The sequence below is a fragment of the Martinezella tropici genome, from assembly GCF_003287875.1.
Taxonomy (GTDB): Bacteria; Pseudomonadota; Alphaproteobacteria; order Rhizobiales; family Rhizobiaceae; genus Rhizobium; species Rhizobium tropici_C.
This window is the reverse complement of record NZ_QMKK01000043.1, coordinates 24,025-43,016: the sequence shown is the minus strand read 5'-3', so window position 1 is coordinate 43,016 and position 18,992 is coordinate 24,025. Positions and strand designations below refer to the sequence as shown.

General features: G+C 60.5%; 18 protein-coding genes. 13 read left to right on the top strand and 5 right to left on the bottom strand.

Going from position 1 to position 18,992, the window contains the following annotated elements; genetic code table 11:
- The first annotated feature begins 55 nt into the window (after positions 1 to 55).
- From DQ393_RS17980 to DQ393_RS17960, 5 genes are all read left to right on the top strand, one after another.
- Positions 56 to 517 carry an iron-sulfur cluster assembly scaffold protein gene (locus tag DQ393_RS17980; RefSeq protein ID WP_162736973.1) on the top strand — a complete coding sequence of 154 codons (462 nt, stop codon included), beginning with the start codon at positions 56 to 58 and terminating at the stop codon, positions 515 to 517.
- A 13-nt stretch (positions 518 to 530) separates the two neighbouring features.
- Positions 531 to 953, top strand: a complete 423-nt coding sequence (gene yidD, locus DQ393_RS17975) for a membrane protein insertion efficiency factor YidD (RefSeq protein ID WP_112343109.1) — start codon at positions 531 to 533, stop codon at positions 951 to 953.
- A gap of 4 nt (positions 954 to 957) precedes the next feature.
- Positions 958 to 1,485, top strand: a complete 528-nt coding sequence (locus tag DQ393_RS17970; RefSeq protein ID WP_112343108.1) for a DUF1697 domain-containing protein — start codon at positions 958 to 960, stop codon at positions 1,483 to 1,485.
- A gap of 128 nt (positions 1,486 to 1,613) precedes the next feature.
- Positions 1,614 to 3,602, top strand: coding sequence for a threonine--tRNA ligase (gene thrS / locus DQ393_RS17965; protein ID WP_112343107.1), 1,989 nt, complete (start codon positions 1,614 to 1,616; stop codon positions 3,600 to 3,602).
- Between the two features lie 144 nt (positions 3,603 to 3,746).
- Positions 3,747 to 4,586, top strand: a complete 840-nt coding sequence (locus tag DQ393_RS17960; RefSeq protein ID WP_112343106.1) for a lysophospholipid acyltransferase family protein — start codon at positions 3,747 to 3,749, stop codon at positions 4,584 to 4,586.
- Positions 4,587 to 4,665: 79 nt separating this feature from the next.
- Here the strand turns inward: DQ393_RS17960 and DQ393_RS17955 are convergent, their stop codons facing one another.
- The gene (locus DQ393_RS17955) at positions 4,666 to 5,778 is read right to left on the bottom strand and encodes a hypothetical protein (protein WP_169646091.1); all 1,113 of its coding nucleotides are present in this window, start codon (positions 5,776 to 5,778) and stop codon (positions 4,666 to 4,668) included.
- A 110-nt stretch (positions 5,779 to 5,888) separates the two neighbouring features.
- Between DQ393_RS17955 and DQ393_RS17950 the strand changes: the two genes are divergently transcribed.
- The 4 genes from DQ393_RS17950 (at position 5,889) to DQ393_RS17935 (ending at position 8,848) form a co-directional block, all read left to right on the top strand.
- Positions 5,889 to 6,476 carry a nitroreductase family protein gene (locus tag DQ393_RS17950; RefSeq protein ID WP_112343105.1) on the top strand — a complete coding sequence of 196 codons (588 nt, stop codon included), beginning with the start codon at positions 5,889 to 5,891 and terminating at the stop codon, positions 6,474 to 6,476.
- Entirely contained in the window at positions 6,476 to 7,081 is a 606-nt protein-coding gene (locus DQ393_RS17945) for a flavin reductase family protein (RefSeq protein WP_112343104.1), read from the top strand. Before DQ393_RS17950 ends, DQ393_RS17945 begins: the two co-directional genes overlap by 1 nt.
- A gap of 127 nt (positions 7,082 to 7,208) precedes the next feature.
- The gene (locus DQ393_RS17940) at positions 7,209 to 8,348 is read left to right on the top strand and encodes a DUF2336 domain-containing protein (protein WP_112343103.1); all 1,140 of its coding nucleotides are present in this window, start codon (positions 7,209 to 7,211) and stop codon (positions 8,346 to 8,348) included.
- Positions 8,349 to 8,383: 35 nt separating this feature from the next.
- Positions 8,384 to 8,848: a GNAT family N-acetyltransferase gene (locus DQ393_RS17935; RefSeq protein ID WP_181592385.1), complete on the top strand. Its 465-nt coding sequence runs from the start codon at positions 8,384 to 8,386 to the stop codon at positions 8,846 to 8,848.
- Positions 8,849 to 8,856: 8 nt separating this feature from the next.
- Here DQ393_RS17935 and DQ393_RS17930 read toward each other — a convergent pair whose 3' ends face one another.
- From DQ393_RS17930 to parE, 3 genes are all read right to left on the bottom strand, one after another.
- Entirely contained in the window at positions 8,857 to 10,035 is a 1,179-nt protein-coding gene (locus DQ393_RS17930; protein WP_112343102.1) for an AI-2E family transporter, read from the bottom strand.
- A 149-nt stretch (positions 10,036 to 10,184) separates the two neighbouring features.
- Positions 10,185 to 11,315 carry an esterase-like activity of phytase family protein gene (locus DQ393_RS17925; protein WP_112343175.1) on the bottom strand — a complete coding sequence of 377 codons (1,131 nt, stop codon included), beginning with the start codon at positions 11,313 to 11,315 and terminating at the stop codon, positions 10,185 to 10,187.
- Between the two features lie 153 nt (positions 11,316 to 11,468).
- Positions 11,469 to 13,532 (bottom strand): DNA topoisomerase IV subunit B, encoded by a 2,064-nt coding sequence (gene parE / locus DQ393_RS17920; protein WP_112343101.1) that lies wholly within the window; start codon positions 13,530 to 13,532, stop codon positions 11,469 to 11,471.
- Positions 13,533 to 13,737: 205 nt separating this feature from the next.
- Between parE and DQ393_RS17915 the strand changes: the two genes are divergently transcribed.
- From DQ393_RS17915 to DQ393_RS17900, 4 genes are all read left to right on the top strand, one after another.
- Entirely contained in the window at positions 13,738 to 14,634 is an 897-nt protein-coding gene (locus tag DQ393_RS17915; RefSeq protein ID WP_112343100.1) for an alpha/beta hydrolase, read from the top strand.
- Positions 14,635 to 14,770: 136 nt separating this feature from the next.
- A complete protein-coding gene (tpiA, locus tag DQ393_RS17910) occupies positions 14,771 to 15,541 on the top strand; it encodes a triose-phosphate isomerase (protein WP_112343099.1) in 771 nt (256 codons plus the stop codon).
- Positions 15,542 to 15,654: 113 nt separating this feature from the next.
- The gene (gene secG, locus DQ393_RS17905; RefSeq protein WP_112343098.1) at positions 15,655 to 16,182 is read left to right on the top strand and encodes a preprotein translocase subunit SecG; all 528 of its coding nucleotides are present in this window, start codon (positions 15,655 to 15,657) and stop codon (positions 16,180 to 16,182) included.
- Between the two features lie 143 nt (positions 16,183 to 16,325).
- Entirely contained in the window at positions 16,326 to 17,954 is a 1,629-nt protein-coding gene (locus DQ393_RS17900; RefSeq protein WP_112343097.1) for a CTP synthase, read from the top strand.
- Here DQ393_RS17900 and ftrA read toward each other — a convergent pair.
- Positions 17,917 to 18,954 carry a transcriptional regulator FtrA gene (gene ftrA / locus DQ393_RS17895; protein WP_112343096.1) on the bottom strand — a complete coding sequence of 346 codons (1,038 nt, stop codon included), beginning with the start codon at positions 18,952 to 18,954 and terminating at the stop codon, positions 17,917 to 17,919. The genes DQ393_RS17900 and ftrA overlap by 38 nt on opposite strands.
- Between the last annotated feature and the right edge of the window lie 38 nt (positions 18,955 to 18,992).

Genomic DNA, 18,992 nt, shown 5'->3' with positions numbered 1-18,992 from the left:
AATAGAGCATGATGCTAAATCATGCTCTAACGGGTGCATCGGAGCAGAATCTGTGATGGACGACATCTACAACAGCAAAATCCTGGAGTTTGCCGGCAATATCGGCCGTATCGGCAGTCTTCCTGACGCCGATGCCATTGCCCAAGCCCATTCCAGACTGTGCGGTTCTCGCGTAAAAATCTGGCTGAAAATGGACGGCGATGTCGTGACCGATTTTGCCCACGACGTCAAGGCCTGCGCGCTTGGCCAGGCATCGTCCTCGGTCATGGCTCGCCATGTCGTCGGCGCTTCGGCTGACGAAATTCGCAAGGCTCGTGAAGACATGCTTGCGATGCTCAAGGCTGACGGCGAGGGACCGAGCGGGCGGTTCGAGGACATGCGCTATCTCAAGCCTGTCAGGGACTACAAAGCCCGCCATGCCTCGACCATGCTGACTTTCGATGCCGTGGTCGATGCGATCGGGCAGATCGAGGCGGCGCGCGAGGGCGGAAGCGCCAAGACAGCCGAAGCCGTCTGAGCGAGTGCTGACCATGTGCCAATTCTGCCTCATGCAGGACGACGATCAAGACGAGGGCGGTGCTGCTCCCTCCCGGCGAGCGCGGCGGGATCCGTCGCTGGCTGCAGACAGGGTGATTAAATCGCGCAATTATACCGGTCCCTTCCGCAAAACACCGGACCGGCTCTTCGGCATGGGGCTCATTCGTCTGTATCAACTGACGCTTTCAGGCTTCATCGGCAACTCGTGCCGCCACATCCCGACCTGTTCGGAATATGGTTATGAGGCGGTCGCCCGCCACGGCCTTTGGGCAGGCGGCTGGATGACGCTGTTTCGTGTGGCGCGCTGCGGGCCAGGAGGCACGAGCGGGCTTGATCCAGTGCCCGGCGAACTGGAGCGCCGCTATCATTGGTGGACACCCTGGCGTTATTTCCGCCTCGGCCGAAAGGCTGCCTGACTGTATGGCGGTCTACGTCGCGCTGCTGCACAGCATCGTTCTTGGGCCGGGCCGCCGGGTGGTCATGAGTGATCTCAAGACGATGGCTGAAGGGCTCGGCTTTCGTAACGTCCGCACGCTGGTGGCAACCGGCAATCTCGTTTTCGAAGCGGAAGAGCAGCCGGTCGCGTCCGTCGAGGCGCAGCTCGAAGCCGGCTTTGCCGCTGTTTTTGGCAAGCATGTCGATATCATCGCCCGCGGCGTCGAGACATGGCTGAAGCTTGCGGACGGCAATCCATTCGTCGACGGGATCGGCAGTGAGGTCATCGTTCGCGTCATGCGGCAGCCGCTCGGATCGGAAATCCTCGACACGCTTGCGAAATACCGTCGAGGCGAGCGCATGGCAGTCGTCGACGGCGACCTGTGGATCGATTTCGGCCTCAAGGCCAGCGAAACCAAAATGTTGCCGGCCCTGACGACAAGGCGACTCGGCATCGGAACGATGCGGAATTGGAACACGGTACGCGGTTTGGCCGAGATGATCCGCCGCTGACGCCGCTTTTTCTTTACTAGATCACGAAATACAGCTATCAGGCGCGCGGACATAAGTACGTATTTACTTAGTCCGTATCTTTCGAAACCACCCGCATTCGTTGGCGGGACTGGACAAGGAGAATATCGATGTCCCAATCCGTTTCCCTGACATTTCCCGATGGTTCCGTGCGCAGCTTCGCTGCCGGCACGACCGGTCGCGATGTCGCCGAATCCATTTCCAAGTCGCTGGCCAAGAAGGCTGTCGCCATTGCGCTTGACGGCACCGTCCGCGACCTTTCCGATCCGGTGTCGGACGGCAAGATCGAGATCATCACCCGCTCGGACGATCGGGCGCTGGAACTCATCCGCCACGATGCCGCACACGTGCTTGCCGAAGCCGTACAGGAGCTTTGGCCGGGAACGCAGGTGACGATCGGTCCGGTCATTGAAAACGGCTTCTACTACGATTTCGCCAAGAACGAGCCGTTCACGCCCGATGATCTGCCTGTGATCGAAAAGCGGATGCGCGAGATCATCCAGCGCAACAAGCCGTTCACCAAGGAAATCTGGTCGCGCGAGAAGGCGAGGGAAGTCTTTGCCGCCAAGGGCGAGAACTACAAGGTGGAGCTGGTCGATGCCATTCCCGAAGGTCAGGATCTGAAGATCTATTACCAGGGCGATTGGTTCGATCTCTGCCGCGGTCCGCACATGGCCTCGACTGGCCAGATCGGCAATGCCTTCAAACTGATGAAGGTTGCCGGCGCTTATTGGCGTGGCGACAGCAACAATCCGATGCTGACCCGCATTTATGGCACGGCGTTTGCCGAGCAGGCGGATCTCGATAACTACCTGCACATTCTTGCCGAAGCCGAAAAGCGCGACCATCGCCGTCTTGGCCGCGAAATGGACCTGTTCCATTTCCAGGAAGAAGGCCCTGGCGTCGTCTTCTGGCACGGCAAGGGCTGGCGCATGTTCCAGACGCTGGTGTCCTATATGCGCCGGCGGCTGCAGGGCGACTACCAGGAAGTCAACGCGCCGCAGGTGCTCGACAAGTCGCTTTGGGAGACCTCGGGCCACTGGGGCTGGTATCGCGACAACATGTTCAAGGTCACTGTCGCCGGCGACGATACCGACGACGATCGCGTCTTCGCATTGAAGCCGATGAACTGCCCGGGCCACATCCAGATCTTCAAGCATGGCTTGAAGTCTTACCGCGAACTGCCGATCCGCTTTGCGGAATTCGGTGCCGTACATCGCTACGAGCCCTCGGGCGCGCTGCATGGTTTGATGCGCGTGCGCGGCTTCACGCAGGACGATGCGCACATCTTCTGCACCGACGAGCAGATGGCGGCCGAGTGCCTGAAGATCAACGATCTCATCCTGTCGGTCTATGAGGACTTCGGCTTCAAGGAGATCGTCGTCAAGCTTTCGACCCGCCCCGACAAGCGCGTTGGTTCGGACGAGCTCTGGGATCGCGCCGAAAGCGTGATGATGGACGTGCTGAAAACGATCGAGGCGCAATCCGAAGGACGCATCAAGACCGGCATTCTGCCGGGCGAGGGTGCTTTCTATGGTCCGAAGTTCGAATATACGCTCAAGGACGCCATCGGCCGTGAATGGCAGTGCGGCACGACGCAGGTCGACTTCAACCTGCCGGAGCGCTTCGGTGCGTTCTACATCGACCAGCACTCCGAAAAGACGCAGCCGGTCATGATCCATCGCGCCATCTGCGGCTCGATGGAGCGTTTCCTCGGCATCCTGATCGAGAACTTTGCCGGCCACATGCCGCTCTGGGTCTCGCCGCTGCAGGTCGTCGTCGCGACCATCACCTCCGAAGCCGATGCCTATGGCGAAGAGGTGGCGGAATCGCTGCGCGATGCCGGTCTCACGGTCGAGACCGACTTCCGCAACGAGAAGATCAACTACAAGATCCGCGAGCATTCGGTCACGAAGGTGCCTGTCATTATCGTCTGCGGCAAGAAGGAAGCCGAAGAACGTTCGGTCAATATCCGCCGCCTCGGCAGCCAGCTTCAGACGTCCATGTCGCTCGATGAGGCGATCGAGTCGCTTTCGCTCGAGGCCACTGCGCCGGATATCCTGCGCAAGCGCGAAGCCAAGCGCTCCAAGGCCGCCTGACGGGCTACAGACATCTGACGGCGTTTCAGGGCGCCGTCAGACAACTGTCATACAGCATTCATATAGTTGATGAATCAAAGCGTTGCTGCGGCTGCGACATGTGGCGCAACCGAATCATAGGAGCGGGGCAGCCCCGTCGCGCACTTGGAATTCAAAGAACTATCCTACGCCAATGAACGGGATCCGCGTCTCAAGCGCTGGTTCATCCGCTCCATCGAGGGTCTGTCCGGCCGGGACCGTTACACCCGGCTTTACGATATCTGGCGTACCGATATCGTCGGCAAGAGCGAGCGCGTCTTCGGCAAGATGCTCGATCTCATCGATGTGCGGCTGCTCATCAAGGGCGAATGGCCGCCGAGCCGGATTCCCGAGGCGCCCATCGTCATCGTCGCAAATCATCCCTACGGCATCGGCGACGGAATTGCTGTGCTGGCGCTTGCCGAGGAACTGGGGCGCCCGTTCAAGGTTCTCATCAACAATGAATTGTTGAAAGTGCCCGAGATGCACGACTATTCGCTGCCGGTCTCCTTCGAAGAAACCAAGGAAGCGATGGCGATCAACATGAAGACCCGGCATGAGGCGGTCCGCCTGCTGAAGGAAGGCACGACCATCATCGTCTTTCCCGCCGGCGGCGTCGCAACCGCCAAGAAGGGTTTCGGCCGGGCAGAGGATCTGCCCTGGAAGATATTCCCGGCGAAACTCATCCAGGCGGCGCGTGCGAGTGTCATTCCCGTCTATTTCGAAGGGCAGAACGGCAGGCTGTTCCATCTCGCGAGCCGGATCTCGATGACCTTGCGCATCTCGCTGCTGATCCGTGAATTCCGGCGCCTCTCCGGCAGCACCATAACAGCCCATATCGGCGCGCTCAGAAGCTGGGAGGCACTGAGTGAAGGCAGCGATCGCAAGGATCTGCTGACGAAACTCTATGGGGCCGTGTTCTCGATGGCGCCGCCAAGAAAGATGCTGCGGCGCAAGGTTGGCTGAGCGGGAAGAGCACCGGATTCGATCACCAATGGGTGATCGTTCCGAGAATTCAGCCTGTGATCCAAGGCGACCGCCGCCGTCAATCCATGCTATCGCCTTCGTCGCCAGCGGCGGGCGCCAATTGTTCATAGGTCGGCAGAGGCTGCTGACTGGTCGTTGCCGGCGGTGTCTGGCTCTGGCGCATCGGCGGCATCTGGATCGGAAGCTGGCGGGCCGGCTGCTCGGTATCGGCATCCTGCGGCTGCTGCTGCTTCATCAGCACTTCCACATCCGTATTCATGCCGGCCGCGACGGTGAAGTCGCGCTGATAGATCTTGTCCTTGTTGCGGGCGACGGCGGTATAGCGGCCTTCGGCAAGCACCATGGTCGGGAAGGCGCTGACGCTTTCGCCGACGATATCGCCCGCCGATGTCAGGACCGACCAGGCGGTATCGGCGATCGCCTCGCCGCCGGCATCCGACACCAGCTTGAGCGTGATCTTGGCTGCCCTGTGCTGGATGGTCGCCTGCGTCACCTTGCCGGCCTCCACCTGGATGTCGGCGCGGATGACGGCGTTGACCTCGCCATATTCGGAAACGACGTGATAGGTGCCCGCGCTGAGGCCGACCAGAGTATTCGGCTTCACATCGTCCATGACAAGGCCGCGTTCCCCGTCTTCCTTGGCTTCGCTGGAATAGATCGAGAAGCTGAGCTCGTTCGGCGGGATACGGACGTCGGATCCGGACACGGCATTCAGCACCATGCCGCCGGCGTCGAGCACCATCGTCTGCTTCTGGGTTTCGCCGGTTGCCGCTACGCTCAATCTCTTGGTGACGCCAGCACGACCGAAGGAGACATTGACGAAATAGTCGCCAGGCAGCAGGTGGAATGAGGCCGAGCCTCCTCGGGAGCTGGCGACAAGCGGCAGCTTGCCGTCGGCACCGGCAACTGGGCTGAAAACATACCAGGAGAGGCCTTGCTGCTGTGGGCTGCTCTGAGGCGTCATCTTCGCTTCAAGCGAAACGTCACGCAGGGTGCGGGAGGCCGAATTCTCGCCATCGGGCGCTACGAAGGCGTTGAGCTTCGGCATCTTTACGCTGCCGTCCAGCTGCTTGAATTCCTTGAAGGCTTCCTGCGCCGAGGCGACCGTGCTCACGCTTGCGAAGATTGCGATAACAGCACTCAATCGGAGAGCGGATGAAATGCCTGACATGGATACCCAACCGATTGACTTCCGATAAAACACAAGCCACTTCAAAACCAATGCAATGGCAAATTCAAGACCTACCTCCTAGCACAAGCCAAAATGAAGGCAGTTCCTCAATGAAAACCGATATCAAGCTGGTCGATTATCTCGCTGTGCGCCGATCCATTCCCGCGTTTCAAATGTCGGAGCCGGGGCCGGGCAAGGCTGAAATCGAGGAGATCATCCGGCTGGCCTCGCGCGTGCCGGACCATGGCAAGCTTGCTCCCTGGCGCTTCATTGTCTACCGTGGCGAGGAGCGGGCGCGTATTGGCGAGGAGCTGCTGAAGCTCGCGCTGGAAGCCAAGCCGGATCTTTCCGAGGAGATGATCCAGGTCGAGCGCACGCGCTTCACCCGCGCGCCGGTCGTCATCGCCGTCGTCAGCAAAGCGGCGCCGCATTTCAAGATTCCGGAATGGGAGCAGCTGATGTCGGCGGGCGCGCTTTGCCTGAACCTGCTGATCTCAGCGAATGCTCATGGCTGGGTCTCCAATTGGTTGACGGAATGGTTCGCCTATGATGAGCGCGCCTATCCGTTGCTCGGCGTTGAGCCGGGCGAGAAGGTAGCCGGATTCATCCATATCGGCTCCTCCAGTTTCCCCCCCGTCGAGCGCCCGCGCCCGGAACTGTCGGAGACCGTGAGCTGGGTCGGTGGGGAGGACGCGTGATGTTCTACACGACTGATACCAATCGCCACGGGTTGGCACATGACCCTTTCAAGGCCATCGTCGCGCCAAGACCGATCGGCTGGATCGGCAGCAAGGGCAGGGATGGTTCGCTGAACCTGTCGCCCTATTCCTTTTTCAACGCAGTCAGCGACCGGCCGAAGCTGGTGATGTTTTCCTCCGCCGGCCGAAAGGACAGCGTGCGCAATGTCGAGGAAACCGGCGTTTTCACCGCCAATCTCGTCAGCCGCCATATCGTGGAAAAGATGAACCATTCGTCGATTGCCGTTCCCTACGGCATCAACGAATTCGAGCTGGCCGGGTTGACGGCAACCCCGGGCAAGCTGGTGGATGCTCCCTATGTGGGCGAAGCCTTCGCGGTCCTTGAATGCCGCATGACCCAGGTGCTGCAGCCCAAGGGCCTCGATGGCGAGGTGTCGGAAAACATCATGGTCATCGGTCAGGTCGTGGGTATCCACATCGACGAGGCGATCATCTGTGACGGCAGGCTGGACATGGCGCTGGCGCGGCCCGTCGCGCGCATGGGCTACATGGATTATAGCGAGGGAAGCGACGTCTTCGAGATGATGCGGCCAAGGACTCCCTGAATGGAGCCATCGCACTGATCTGCAAGAGGTTAATGAATACAGTAAACGTCCCGTAAACCTTTCCTCGCTAGCGTGAGCGATATGAGTTTGCGGGGCGGGAATCGCCTTGCCGATATCGGGGCATTAAGTGATCATAGAAGCATTCCTTCGCTGGGCTGAGACCGCCAAGGCAGAAAGCAGGGCTAGGGCGGCCAATGCGCTCGGCAGAGCCTATCTGCAGTCGCAGATGCCCGATGAAGAGCGTGCCGCCGCGGAAATGGCGATGACCTATCTGCTCGATGATCCGTCGCCGCGCGTGCGGCTTGCGCTTGCCGAAGCGGTGGCCCGCTCGGCTGACGCCCCGCGCAATGTCATTGTGTCTCTGGCTGGGGACCAGCCGGAAATAGCGGGACAGATCATTCTGCTTTCGCCGGTGTTCACCGATGCCGATCTTGTCGATCTGGCGCTACATGGCAGCGATGTGACGCGCGTCCTGATCGCCTCTCGCGGCCAGGTGTCGCGTTCTGTCTGCGCAGCGATTGCCGAGATCGGCGGTGAGGCGGAAATCCTGTGTCTGCTCGAAAATGACGGCGCGTTGCTTTCGCAGGCCTCGCTTAAACGTATCGCAGAGCGCATGGGCGATTGCGCCGATATACGCGGCCTTCTTCTTTCGCGTGACGCCCTGTCGTCGGATGTCAGACACCTGCTGATGCGGCGGGTCAGTGAGGCGCTATCCGAATCGACGCTCGTTCAGAGTTTCATCGGCAGCGGCAGGCTGCAGCAGGTGACGCGCGAAGCGACCGAATCCGCGACCGTTGCCATTGCGGGAACGGCACAGCATGAGCAATTGCCTGATCTCGTCGAGCATCTCAGGCAATGCGGCTGGCTGACGCCCGCCTTCCTGATGCATGCGCTGTGTTCCGGCAAGGTCGATTTCTTCGCCTGCGCGATCACCAATCTTTCCGGCTGCGATGAGCGACGCGTGCGCTCGATCATCTCCAGAGGCCGCGTCCATGCCATCCGGGCGCTTTACGAAAGCGCCGGACTGACCCGGGACATCAGCACGATCTTCGTCGAAGCGACACTGATCTGGCGCGATGCATCCCGCAAGAACGCCGCTGCCATGCTGGAGAACGTCTCTTCGCAGCTGATGCGTAAATTCCGCCTTACCGGGCAGCCCCCAGCCGCCGCCGCGCAGCTGCTCGACATGGTGGAGAAGCTGGCGAATGCCGAACGACGACAGGCCGCGCGCAGCTTCGCGGCACTGGCGACGCTCGCCGCTGCGTGATATCCAGCGCTCGGTTCATTTTTCCGAGGTTCAACTTGCCACTGACCATCGCCATGGAATCCCCGCGCCAGGACGGTGTTATCCGCCTTCTCGACATGTCGAGCGCCTATGCGGAATCGCTTTATCCGCCAGAGAGCAATCATATCCTTGATCTGGCTTCGCTGGAGAAACCGGACGTAAGCTTCTGGGTCGCAAGGCTGGAGGAAGCCATCGTCGGATGTTGCGCCCTGGTGGAGACCGGTGACGGCACGGCCGAGATCAAGCGCATGTTCGTCGATCCCGCGGCCCGAGGGCGCAGCGTCGCGCGCAAATTGATGGAAGCGCTCGAAGCGACGGCGCTGGAAAAGGGCCTTTCAGCGATCCGACTGGAGACAGGCATATACCAGCCGGAGGCAATCGGTCTCTATCGGAGGTTCGGCTATGTCGACATCGCTGCCTTCGGCGACTACCAGCCCGACCCGCTCAGCCTGTTCATGGAAAAGCGGCTGACGTCGAAATAGGCAAGGAGTCAGCGTTCGGCGGCATCCCGAACATGGAGCTGCAATTCCGGTTCCTGAGCTTGCTGCTCTTCGGTCAGTTCGGCTTCGCGGATCCATTCGCGCCAGATCGCGACGATGATCGCCATCAGGACCGGCCCGATGAAGAGACCGAGAAAGCCCATGGTTTTCACGCCGCCGACGAGACCGAAGAAGGTCGGCAGGAAAGGCAGCTTGATCGGGCCGCCGACAAGCTTCGGGCGAAGCGTCTTGTCAACGATGAAGAGCTCGATCGTACCCCAGAGGAAGAGGGCAATGCCTGCCCAAAGCGAGCCGCTCGCGACGAGATAGATCGAGACGAGCGACATTGAAAGCGGAGCGCCACCCGGCACCAGGGCCATGACACCCGTGAGGACGCCGAGCGTGATGGCGGACGGTGCGCCGGCGATCCAATAGGCGACGCCAAGAACGATACCTTCGCCAATGGCAATCAGCGTCATGCCCATGACGGTCGAGCTGATGGTCGCGGGAACAACCCGGGAAATGCGTTCCCAGCGGTTGGGCAGGATGCGTTCGCCGAGCAGATCGACTTGCCGAACGAAGGTCGCGCCGTCGCGATAGATGAAGAACAAGGCGATCAGCATGAACAGCAAGGTCAGGATGACGTGGAACGCCCCGCCGCCGGCCGCGAGCACCGCGCGGTAGATATTGCCGATGTGAGCGCCGCTTACGAGCTGCGCCAGTTCGCCGAGCGAGCCAGGGCTGCCGACATATTGCGTCCATTGCTCGCCGAGCCACGAACCTACGACAGGCAGAGCCAGAATCCATTGCGGCGGCGGCGCGCCATCTCGGTTGACGTGCACGGCCCAGCCGAACCATTCACGTACCTCGCCGGCCATATAAATGGCCGAGAGGACAATTGGTAGCACGAGAAAAGTTACGATGAACGCAAGCGCGATGGTCGCCGCAAGCGTCGTGTTTCCGCCCGTGCGGCGCACGACATCGCTGTAAAGCGGCCATGTGGCGAAGCCGATGACAGCCGCGGCCAGGACTGGAACGAGGAAGCCATAGAAGAAATAAATGCCGGCGACAGCGATCAGGATCAGCAGCCAGCGCGCAGCGGAGATGGATGGTATCAAAGGCATGCGCGCGTGCGCACTCGACCCCAGCCACCGGTGTTCCTTCGGCTTATGACGTTCAAATACACCCACCGAACTTACTTCGCCCCTTTTACTAGATCACCCGGTTATGGGGTATGATCTTGGCTGTTTCAAGAGCAACAGCCGGAAAGCCTCTTTATTATGCGGCCATGACATTAGCACGACGGGCAAGCGAGTGGCGCGCGGCCGAAGGCACGGTATTACGAGGGGCGGCGGATTACCTTGAACGCGAAAAACTGCGTCTTTTGCGTCGAATTGAAATTGCTGTCCGCTACGAAGATCAGCACGTCGCTGCCGTCCCTGGATTTGCCGAGGGTAACGCCTTCGATATTGTCGGGAGCAAGACCGAGCGCACGCAAATCCATGATCTCCGTCTTGCGCACCGGCACGATCCGCTGATCGGTTGCCATGAGCGACGGGATGTTCGCAACATCAGTGGCGCCGTCGAGATCGAACATGTTGATGACAACCGAGTTGCCGACGCCCTGCGCATAGCCGCGCTCGACCGAGAGCAGATGATGATCGTCGAGCGCCAGGATCTCGGACAGGCCGAAGTCGTTCCAGCCACTCGCCATCGAGGGTGCCTGCGGAATCGGCGAGACCGGATAAACATATTGCGCCTTCTGCTCGCCCGTCGCGGTGTCATACCGAATGATGCGTGCGAGCGCGCCGTTGGTCAGCGTCGTGATCGGCCCATCCTGATAAAGCGCAGATTCGGTGGTGACGAGAAGGTCGCCGCCTGAAAGGAAGGTCAGGCCTTCAAACGCCAGATTGTCGCGAATACCCGTATGCTTGTCGGCCGCCGGGGCAAAACCATCGGGCAATGAAAACTCGCGGACGAAGCTGCCGTCGCGATTGGCGACGCGCACGAAAGGCGGCAGCAGTGCCTTGCCGTCGCCCTCGCTACTCCAATAAATGCCATCCTTGCCCAGGCGGATGGATTCGCCGTCAACCTTCCTAAGAGCAAAAGGCTGGCCATCCTTGTCCTTTAGCGTGACATGATCGACCACCGTCACGCTCTTCAGGCCGCCGGCTTCGATATCGATGTCGAGATCATAAAAACGGGCAGGCGCCTTTTCGGAGCGGTCGTCGCTGATTGCGATATAGCGGCCGGTAGCGGGATCGAAGTCGATGCCCGACAGGCCGCCGACTTCCACACCGTTTTCCATGAATCCCGTCGCAATATCGTAATTGCCGAGATAGGAAAGGCCGATGCCGGCCCTGCAGTCGCCGAAGGGGCAGGGCACGTCGATCGTCGTGCCGATATCGAGCGCATGGGCGGCATGGCTGAAGAGGAGAACGGCGGCTGCCGTCAGAAATGGCTTCAACATGGCGAAATCGTCAATCTGAATGATGAAATGGCGGCATTCAAGGCAATGCCGCCATCTACACATCGATCCATGACGCTTTCGTAACGGATATCGGACAATCCGGTAAAATATCGCGAAGCCTGACGGCTTCAGCAATCGGCGGTCGGTTCGCCGTCAGATATCCAGATCCTCGGCAAAAGCGGCCCGTTCCTGAATGAAGCGGAAGCGCGCATCGGCCTTCGTACCCATCAGGTTGTCGACGGCATCGCGCGTGCCTTCGAAATCCACCTCGTCGATCTCGACACGCAGCAGGGTGCGCTTGGACGGATCCATCGTCGTTTCCTTGAGCTGCGCCGGCAGCATTTCGCCCAGACCTTTGAAGCGGCTGATCTCGACCTTGCCTTTGCCCTTGAATTCCGTCTCCATCAGCTCAAGACGATGGGCATCGTCACGCGCGTAGATGGATTTCGAGCCCTGCGTGATCTTGTAGAGCGGCGGCACGGCCAGGAAGAGATGCCCCTGCCGGATCAGCTCAGGCATCTCCTGATAGAAGAAAGTGATCAGCAGCGAGGCGATGTGTGCGCCGTCGACGTCGGCATCGGTCATGACGACGATGCGTTGATAGCGAAGATCTTCCTCGCGATATTTGGTGCGCGTGCCGCAGCCGAGCGCCTGCACGAGGTCGGCAATCTGCTGATTGGCGGACAGCTTCTCGCGGCCGGCACTCGCCACGTTGAGGATCTTGCCGCGCAGCGGCAGGATCGCCTGGTTGGTGCGGTTTCGCGCCTGCTTGGCCGAGCCACCTGCCGAATCGCCCTCGACCAGAAAGAGTTCCGCGCCTTCGGCAGCACTTTGCGAGCAATCCGCCAGCTTGCCGGGCAGGCGCAGCTTGCGCACGGCCGTCTTGCGGTTGACTTCCTTTTCCTTGCGGCGACGCAGGCGCTCCTCGGAACGCTCGATCACCCATTCCAGCAGCTTTTCGGCTTCGGCCGGATTATCGGCGAGATAGTGATCGAAGGGATCGCGCAGGGCGTTTTCGACGATGCGCTGGGCTTCGACCGTTGCGAGCTTGTCCTTTGTCTGGCCGACGAATTCCGGCTCGCGGATGAAGATCGACAGCATGCCGACGCCTGAAATCATCACGTCATCCGTCGTGATATTGGCGGCGCGCTTGTTTTGGGTGAGATCGGCGTAGCTCTTCAGGCCCTTGGTCAACGCGATGCGGAGGCCCGCTTCATGGGTGCCGCCTTCCGGGGTCGGAATCGTGTTGCAGTAGGAGTGGATTTGCGGGTCGCCGCCATACCAGGTGATCGCCCATTCGAGCGAGCCGTGGCCGCTTTCCTTCTCAGACTTACCGGCAAAAATCTCCCGGGTAACGGTGAACTCGTTGCCCATCGTCGCCTTGAGGTAGTCCTTCAGGCCGCCGGGGAAGTGGAAAACCGCCTTTTCCGGAACGTCGGCACCTTCCGGCGCCAGCTCAGGATCGCAAGCCCAGCGGATCTCGACGCCGCCGAACAGATAGGCCTTGGAGCGAGCCATGCGGAAGACGCGGGCCGGATCGAAGCGGGCGTGATCGCCGAAGATCTGCGGATCCGGATGAAAGCGGACGCGAGTGCCACGCCGGTTATGCACATCGCCCAGCTCTTCCAGGCCGCCGATCGGCAGGCCGCGCGAGAATCGCTGGCGATAGAGCTTGCGGTTACGAGCAACCTCGACTTCCAGATCATCCGACAGGGCGTTGACGACGGACACGCCGACGCCGTGCAGACCGCCCGAGGTCTCATACGCCTTGCCATCGAACTTACCGCCGGCATGCAGCTTCGTCATGATGACTTCGAGCGTCGACTTGCCGGGAACCTGCGGATGGTTTTCCACGGGAATGCCGCGGCCGTTATCCGTGACCGTCAGGTAGCCTTCCCGGTCGAGATAGACCTCGATGAAATTCGCATGGCCGGCCACAGCCTCGTCCATGGAGTTATCGATGACTTCGGCGAAGAGGTGGTGCAGCGCCTTTTCATCCGTGCCGCCGATATACATGCCGGGACGCATGCGAACGGGCTCGAGCCCTTCGAGAACGCGGATGGAGCTTGCGCCATATTCTTCCGACGACGAAGTTGCCGGGACCGCGCGCGGAGCCGGCGCTGCTGCGGGCTTTTCTGCCTTTGCGACGGTTTTTTCCGCCACTTCCGGTTTCGGCGAGCGGGGTAGTCCGGAGAAGAGATCGTTGCTGTTATCCATAGAACTTCAAGCTGCTAGATTTGTCCTGGTGGGGCCAGATCCCTTTATTGTCGCATTTATGACCGGTATTCGCGAATCACCGTGATTCTGCCAGAAACGGCGCACAAGAGCGATGGCGCCCCATGACGGGGCAGATTCATAGATGAGATTTGCGTTGCCGGGTGACGAATGGCAAGCCCGATGGCCGATCGGAGGAAGTATCCGCATGCGAATGTCCACAGCTCATTTGCCCATCCCGTCTGCAATTTCGGGCATTCTGCTTCTTGCGGCCGCCCAAGGCGCCTCCGCCGATATGCTGAAGCCCTTCAAGGACGAGCTGTTTTCCAACCAGACCGTCATCGAAAGCCACGACAACGGCGCTTTCCAGACGATCGATTACCAGGAAATGCTAGACATCAACGGCCGCGACCAGATTCCGGAAAAGCGCGTCAAGCCAGCCTATATCGACACCGGCGTGCGCTGGAAGGCGCAGGAAGACGAGACCTTGCAGCTCGGTGACCGCAAGGTCGACGTTACTCGTATCGGTCCGGCCTCGAAACAGGCCTTTACGGTCATTTTCATTCACGGCCGCGGCGGCGATCGCCGGCTGGGTTCCAACGATTATACGTTCGGCGGCAACTTCAACCGGCTGAAAAACCTCGCCTATCGCAACGGCGGCACCTATTATGCCCCGAGCGTGAAAGGTTTCGACAGCAATGGCGTTGCCGATGTCGCCGCGCTGATCCGCTATTCCTTTGAGCAGTCGGGCGGCAAGCCCGTCATCCTGACCTGCGCCTCCATGGGCAGCTTCGTCTGCTGGGGCATCACCCGCGATGCCGAAAGCGTCAAGCGCCTGAAGGGCATGGCGATCTTGAGCGGGGTCACAGACCCTGATTTCACCAAGAGCGCCTTCTACAAGGCAAAGCTGCCGCTTTGGTTCACGCATGGCAGCAAGGACCCCGTCTATGCGGCGGCGGACCAACAGGCATTGTTCGAGAAACTCTACAAGACCCATTATCCGACGCGCTTCACGCTTTTCGAAACCGGGAACCACGGAACGCCCGTTCGCATGACCGATTGGCGCAAGGTGCTCAACTGGATCGTCGATCCGCAGGCATCCTAAAATGCTCAGGCATCGGATTATTTTCCGGATAAGCATTTTTCAAACGATTTTAACTGGTTCCGCCCCTGTTCGATAACTTTCCTTTCCTCCCCCTTTTTGTTAGTCCGACTGATGAAATAAGGGGGAGACACTCGGAATGACGAAGACCATACGGCCGCTTCTAGCCGGAAACTGGAAGATGAACGGCACGCGTGCGAGCCTCGATCAGATCAAGGCAATCGCGGATGGCGTCAAGGCGCCGCTGTCGGAGAAAATCGATACGCTGCTCTGCCCCCCCGCCACATTGCTCTATGTCGCGACCGCACTTTGCGACGACAGTCCACTTGCGATCGGCGCGCAGGATTGCCACCAACTGGTCAGCGGTGCGCATACCGGTGATATTTCGGCGGAAATGATCGCGGACTGCTTCGGCACCCATGTGATCGTCGGCCATTCCGAGCGCCGCAGAAACCATGCGGAAAGCGACATGCTGGTGCGCGCCAAGGCGCAGGCGGCGCATGATGCGGGGCTCATCGCCATTATCTGCATTGGCGAGACCGCCGACGAGCGAAATAACGGCCGGACGCTCGATGTGCTGAAGCGGCAACTCATCGGTTCCGTCCCGGACGGCTCGACGGCGGCGGCGACGGTAATCGCCTATGAGCCGGTCTGGGCGATCGGCACCGGTGTCGTTCCGACCCGGGAAAACGTCGAGGAGGCGCATGCTTTCATCCGCGCCGAGCTTATCGAACGCTTCGGCAGGGAAGGCGCGAACATGCGAATCCTCTATGGCGGATCGGTCAGCGGTGCGAATGCGCGTGATCTCCTGGACATTCCCCATGTCAACGGCGTTCTTGTCGGCGGGCAGAGCTTGAAAGCGGTCGACTTCCTCGCCATTTATGCCGCATTCGAACGGCAGTTCGCCTGAAGCAACAACTTGCCCGGTATTCCAGCCTTAAAGGGGCTTGGAATAGGCGAGAGCCTCATGTAAAGAGCCGCAAGCTTTTCTTTTTGATGCCCGCACCGGGCAGGACTGGACCTATGCAAACCGTACTGCTTGTCATCTATCTCATGATCGTCGTCGCCCTTATCGGTGTTGTGCTGATTCAGCGCTCCGAAGGTGGCGGCCTCGGCATAGGCGGCGGATCGGGCTTCATGTCTGCGCGCGGTACGGCCAATGCGCTGACGCGCACCACGGCCATTCTGGCTGCACTGTTCTTCGCGCTCGCGCTCGGCATGAACGTGCTGTCGCGTTTCGAAGCGCGCCCGACCGACATTCTCAACCGCATTCCGAGCACGGCGGGCCAGGGCAACGGCATTCTTGATTCGCTCGGCGGGCAGAAGAGCCCGGCGCCGGCGACCACCCAGCCGAAGCCAGCCGACAATAGCGGCGTTCCGAACAGCGGCGCAGTCGCTCCGCAGTCGCAGGCGACGCCGCCTTCAACGACGAGCCAGCCCGCCGCTACGGCGCCTGCTCAGCAGGCACCGGCCGCGACCGGTCAGCAGACCGCGCCGGCAACGACGACTCCTGCGCCGGCCGACAACGGCGGCGTTCCGACCGGCAAGTAATTCCGGTCGCCGAAGATCATCCCCGGCAGGTCCTTGGATCTGCCGGTTTTGTTTTGTCCATATTCCGCGTTCTGTAGCCAAAATTCCGGAAACGAATTTTAGGGCTAGCGGAATCATTTGTGAAAAGGTATCCGGTGACTCCCATGGCGCGATATGTATTCATCACTGGCGGCGTGGTTTCTTCCCTCGGAAAAGGAATTGCGGCTGCGGCTCTCGGAGCGTTGTTGCAGGCTCGTGGTTATCGAGTCCGCCTGCGCAAACTCGACCCCTATCTGAACGTGGATCCGGGCACGATGAGCCCGACCCAGCACGGCGAGGTCTTCGTCACCGATGACGGTGCGGAAACCGACCTCGATCTCGGCCACTACGAGCGCTTCACCGGCCGCTCGGCCACCAAGACCGACAACATCACCACCGGTCGCATCTACAAGAACATCATCGACAAGGAACGTCGTGGCGACTATCTGGGCGCAACCGTCCAGGTCATCCCGCACGTCACCAACGAGATCAAGGATTTCGTGACCGAGGGCAATGACGAGTATGATTTCGTCATCTGCGAGATCGGCGGTACCGTCGGCGACATCGAAGCCATGCCTTTCATGGAAGCGATCCGTCAGCTCGGCAACGACCTGCCGCGCGGCACGGCGATCTACGTTCATCTGACGCTGATGCCCTACATTCCGGCCGCCGGCGAGCTGAAGACCAAGCCGACGCAGCATTCCGTCAAGGAACTGCAGGCTCTCGGTATTCACCCGGACATTCTGCTTGTGCGTGCGGATCGCGAGATCCCGGAAGCAGAACGCCGCAAGCTTTCGCTGTTCTGCAACGTCCGTCCGTCCGCGGTTATCCAGGCACTCGACGTCGCCAACATCTACGACGTGCCGATGGCCTATCACAAGGAAGGCCTCGACGACGAAGTGCTGGCCGCTTTCGGCATCGAGCCGGCTCCGAAGCCGCGTCTCGACCAGTGGGAAGAAGTCTGTAACCGTATCCGCACGCCGGAAGGCGAGGTGACCATTGCCATCGTCGGCAAATATACCGGGCTCAAGGATGCCTATAAGTCGCTGATCGAGGCGCTTCATCACGGCGGCATCGCCAATCGGGTCAAGGTCAAGCTCGAATGGATCGAATCCGAGGTCTTCGAAAAGGAAGATCCGGCACCTTATCTCGAGAAGGTTCACGGCATCCTCGTGCCTGGCGGCTTCGGCGAGCGCGGTTCGGAAGGCAAGATCCTGGCAGCCCGTTTCGCGCGCGAGCGCAAGGTGCCGTATTTCGGCATCTGCTTCGGCATGCAGATGGCCGTCATCGAAGCGGCTCGCAATCTGGCCGGTGTCGAACATGCTTCGTCGACCGAGTTCGGCCCGACCAAGGAGCCGGTCGTCGGCCTGATGACGGAATGGCTGAAGGGCAACGAGTTGCAGAAGCGCACGGCATCCGGCGATCTCGGCGGCACGATGCGTCTCGGCGCCTACAAGGCGGCCCTGAAGAAGGGCACCAAGATTTCGGAAATCTACGGTTCCACCGATATTTCGGAGCGCCATCGTCACCGCTACGAGGTCAATGTCGATTACAAGGACAAGCTCGAAGAATGCGGCTTGACCTTCTCCGGCATGTCACCGGATGGCGTGCTGCCGGAAACGATCGAATATGCGGATCACCCGTGGTTCATCGGCGTCCAGTATCACCCGGAACTGAAGTCGCGCCCGCTGGAACCGCATCCGCTGTTCTCGAGCTTCATCGAAGCGGCAACGGAACAGAGCCGCCTGGTTTAAGAACGGCAAATCGCTTGCGGTAGTCGCTCGGGCTGACCGCAAGCCTCTCCCGAAAATGATGGCGCATGGTGGCGAGCGATCCAAATCCGCTCGCCACCGCCACATCGTCAAGCGAAATGGCGATCTGCCTTTCGAGGAGATCGCGGGCGCACCGCAGCCGTTCGCTGAGCAGCCATTCGCCCGGCGACATGCCGGTGGTCGCCTCGAAGCGGCGCTGGAAAGTCCGCACGCTCATGCCGGCCCGCGCTGCAAGCGCAGCAATGGACTGCTCTTCCTGCAAACGCTCCCGCATCCATTCAAGCAGCGGCCCCAGACGCGCTCCTTCCCGCTGCTTGAGAACCGGGGTCTCGATGTATTGCGCCTGGCCGCCCTCGCGATGCGGCGGCACTACGAGCCGGCGCGCGACGCTGTTGGCGATATCGGGCCCGAAATCCCGGCGCACGACATGCAGGCAAAGGTCGATGGCAGCGGCGCTGCCGGCGGCTGTCAGGACGCTGTCTTCGTCAACGTAAAGGACGTCGGCATCCACTGATATGTCCGGATAGCGCGCGGCAATGGAATCGACATAGCGCCAATGCGTCGTCGCCTTGCGGCCGGCGAGCAATCCGGCGGCCGCAAGGACCGCCACGCCCGAGCACAACGACATGATGCGCACGCCACGGCGGCTGGCCGCTTGCAGTTCGGCGATCAGCGGGGCAGGGACAGACGTCCCGATCCCGCGCCAACCCGGCACGACGATCAGATCGGCATCGGCAAGAACCTCGAGCCCATGATCGACCTGCACTGTCAGCCCGCCGGCGGCGCGAAGCGGACCGCCTTCGATCGCACAGGCGGAAAAGCGATACCAGTGATCGCCCATCTCGGGCCGTGGCAGGCCGAAGATTTCATAGGCGACGCCGAATTCGAACGTGCACAGCCCGTCATAGACGAGGGTGACGACATGCGGACCGTGAAGATTGGGATTATCCGAGTTTGGCATGATGTTGACGCTATATGGCATTTCGGCCAATTTCAACTGCGAGATCACTCAGGCATGAA

Bases quoted from the DNA above. Each gene is read 5' to 3' on its own strand.
- DQ393_RS17980 (WP_162736973.1), top strand. From the start codon at position 56: ATGGACGACATCTACAACAGCAAAATCCTGGAGTTTGCCGGCAATATC.
- yidD (WP_112343109.1), top strand. From the start codon at position 531: ATGTGCCAATTCTGCCTCATGCAGGACGACGATCAAGACGAGGGCGGT.
- DQ393_RS17970 (WP_112343108.1), top strand. From the start codon at position 958: ATGGCGGTCTACGTCGCGCTGCTGCACAGCATCGTTCTTGGGCCGGGC.
- thrS (WP_112343107.1), top strand. From the start codon at position 1,614: ATGTCCCAATCCGTTTCCCTGACATTTCCCGATGGTTCCGTGCGCAGC.
- DQ393_RS17955 (WP_169646091.1), bottom strand. From the start codon at position 5,778: ATGTCAGGCATTTCATCCGCTCTCCGATTGAGTGCTGTTATCGCAATC.
- DQ393_RS17950 (WP_112343105.1), top strand. From the start codon at position 5,889: ATGAAAACCGATATCAAGCTGGTCGATTATCTCGCTGTGCGCCGATCC.
- DQ393_RS17945 (WP_112343104.1), top strand. From the start codon at position 6,476: ATGTTCTACACGACTGATACCAATCGCCACGGGTTGGCACATGACCCT.
- DQ393_RS17925 (WP_112343175.1), bottom strand. From the start codon at position 11,315: ATGTTGAAGCCATTTCTGACGGCAGCCGCCGTTCTCCTCTTCAGCCAT.
- parE (WP_112343101.1), bottom strand. From the start codon at position 13,532: ATGGATAACAGCAACGATCTCTTCTCCGGACTACCCCGCTCGCCGAAA.
- DQ393_RS17915 (WP_112343100.1), top strand. From the start codon at position 13,738: ATGCGAATGTCCACAGCTCATTTGCCCATCCCGTCTGCAATTTCGGGC.
- tpiA (WP_112343099.1), top strand. From the start codon at position 14,771: ATGACGAAGACCATACGGCCGCTTCTAGCCGGAAACTGGAAGATGAAC.
- secG (WP_112343098.1), top strand. From the start codon at position 15,655: ATGCAAACCGTACTGCTTGTCATCTATCTCATGATCGTCGTCGCCCTT.
- DQ393_RS17900 (WP_112343097.1), top strand. From the start codon at position 16,326: ATGGCGCGATATGTATTCATCACTGGCGGCGTGGTTTCTTCCCTCGGA.
- ftrA (WP_112343096.1), bottom strand. From the start codon at position 18,954: ATGCCATATAGCGTCAACATCATGCCAAACTCGGATAATCCCAATCTT.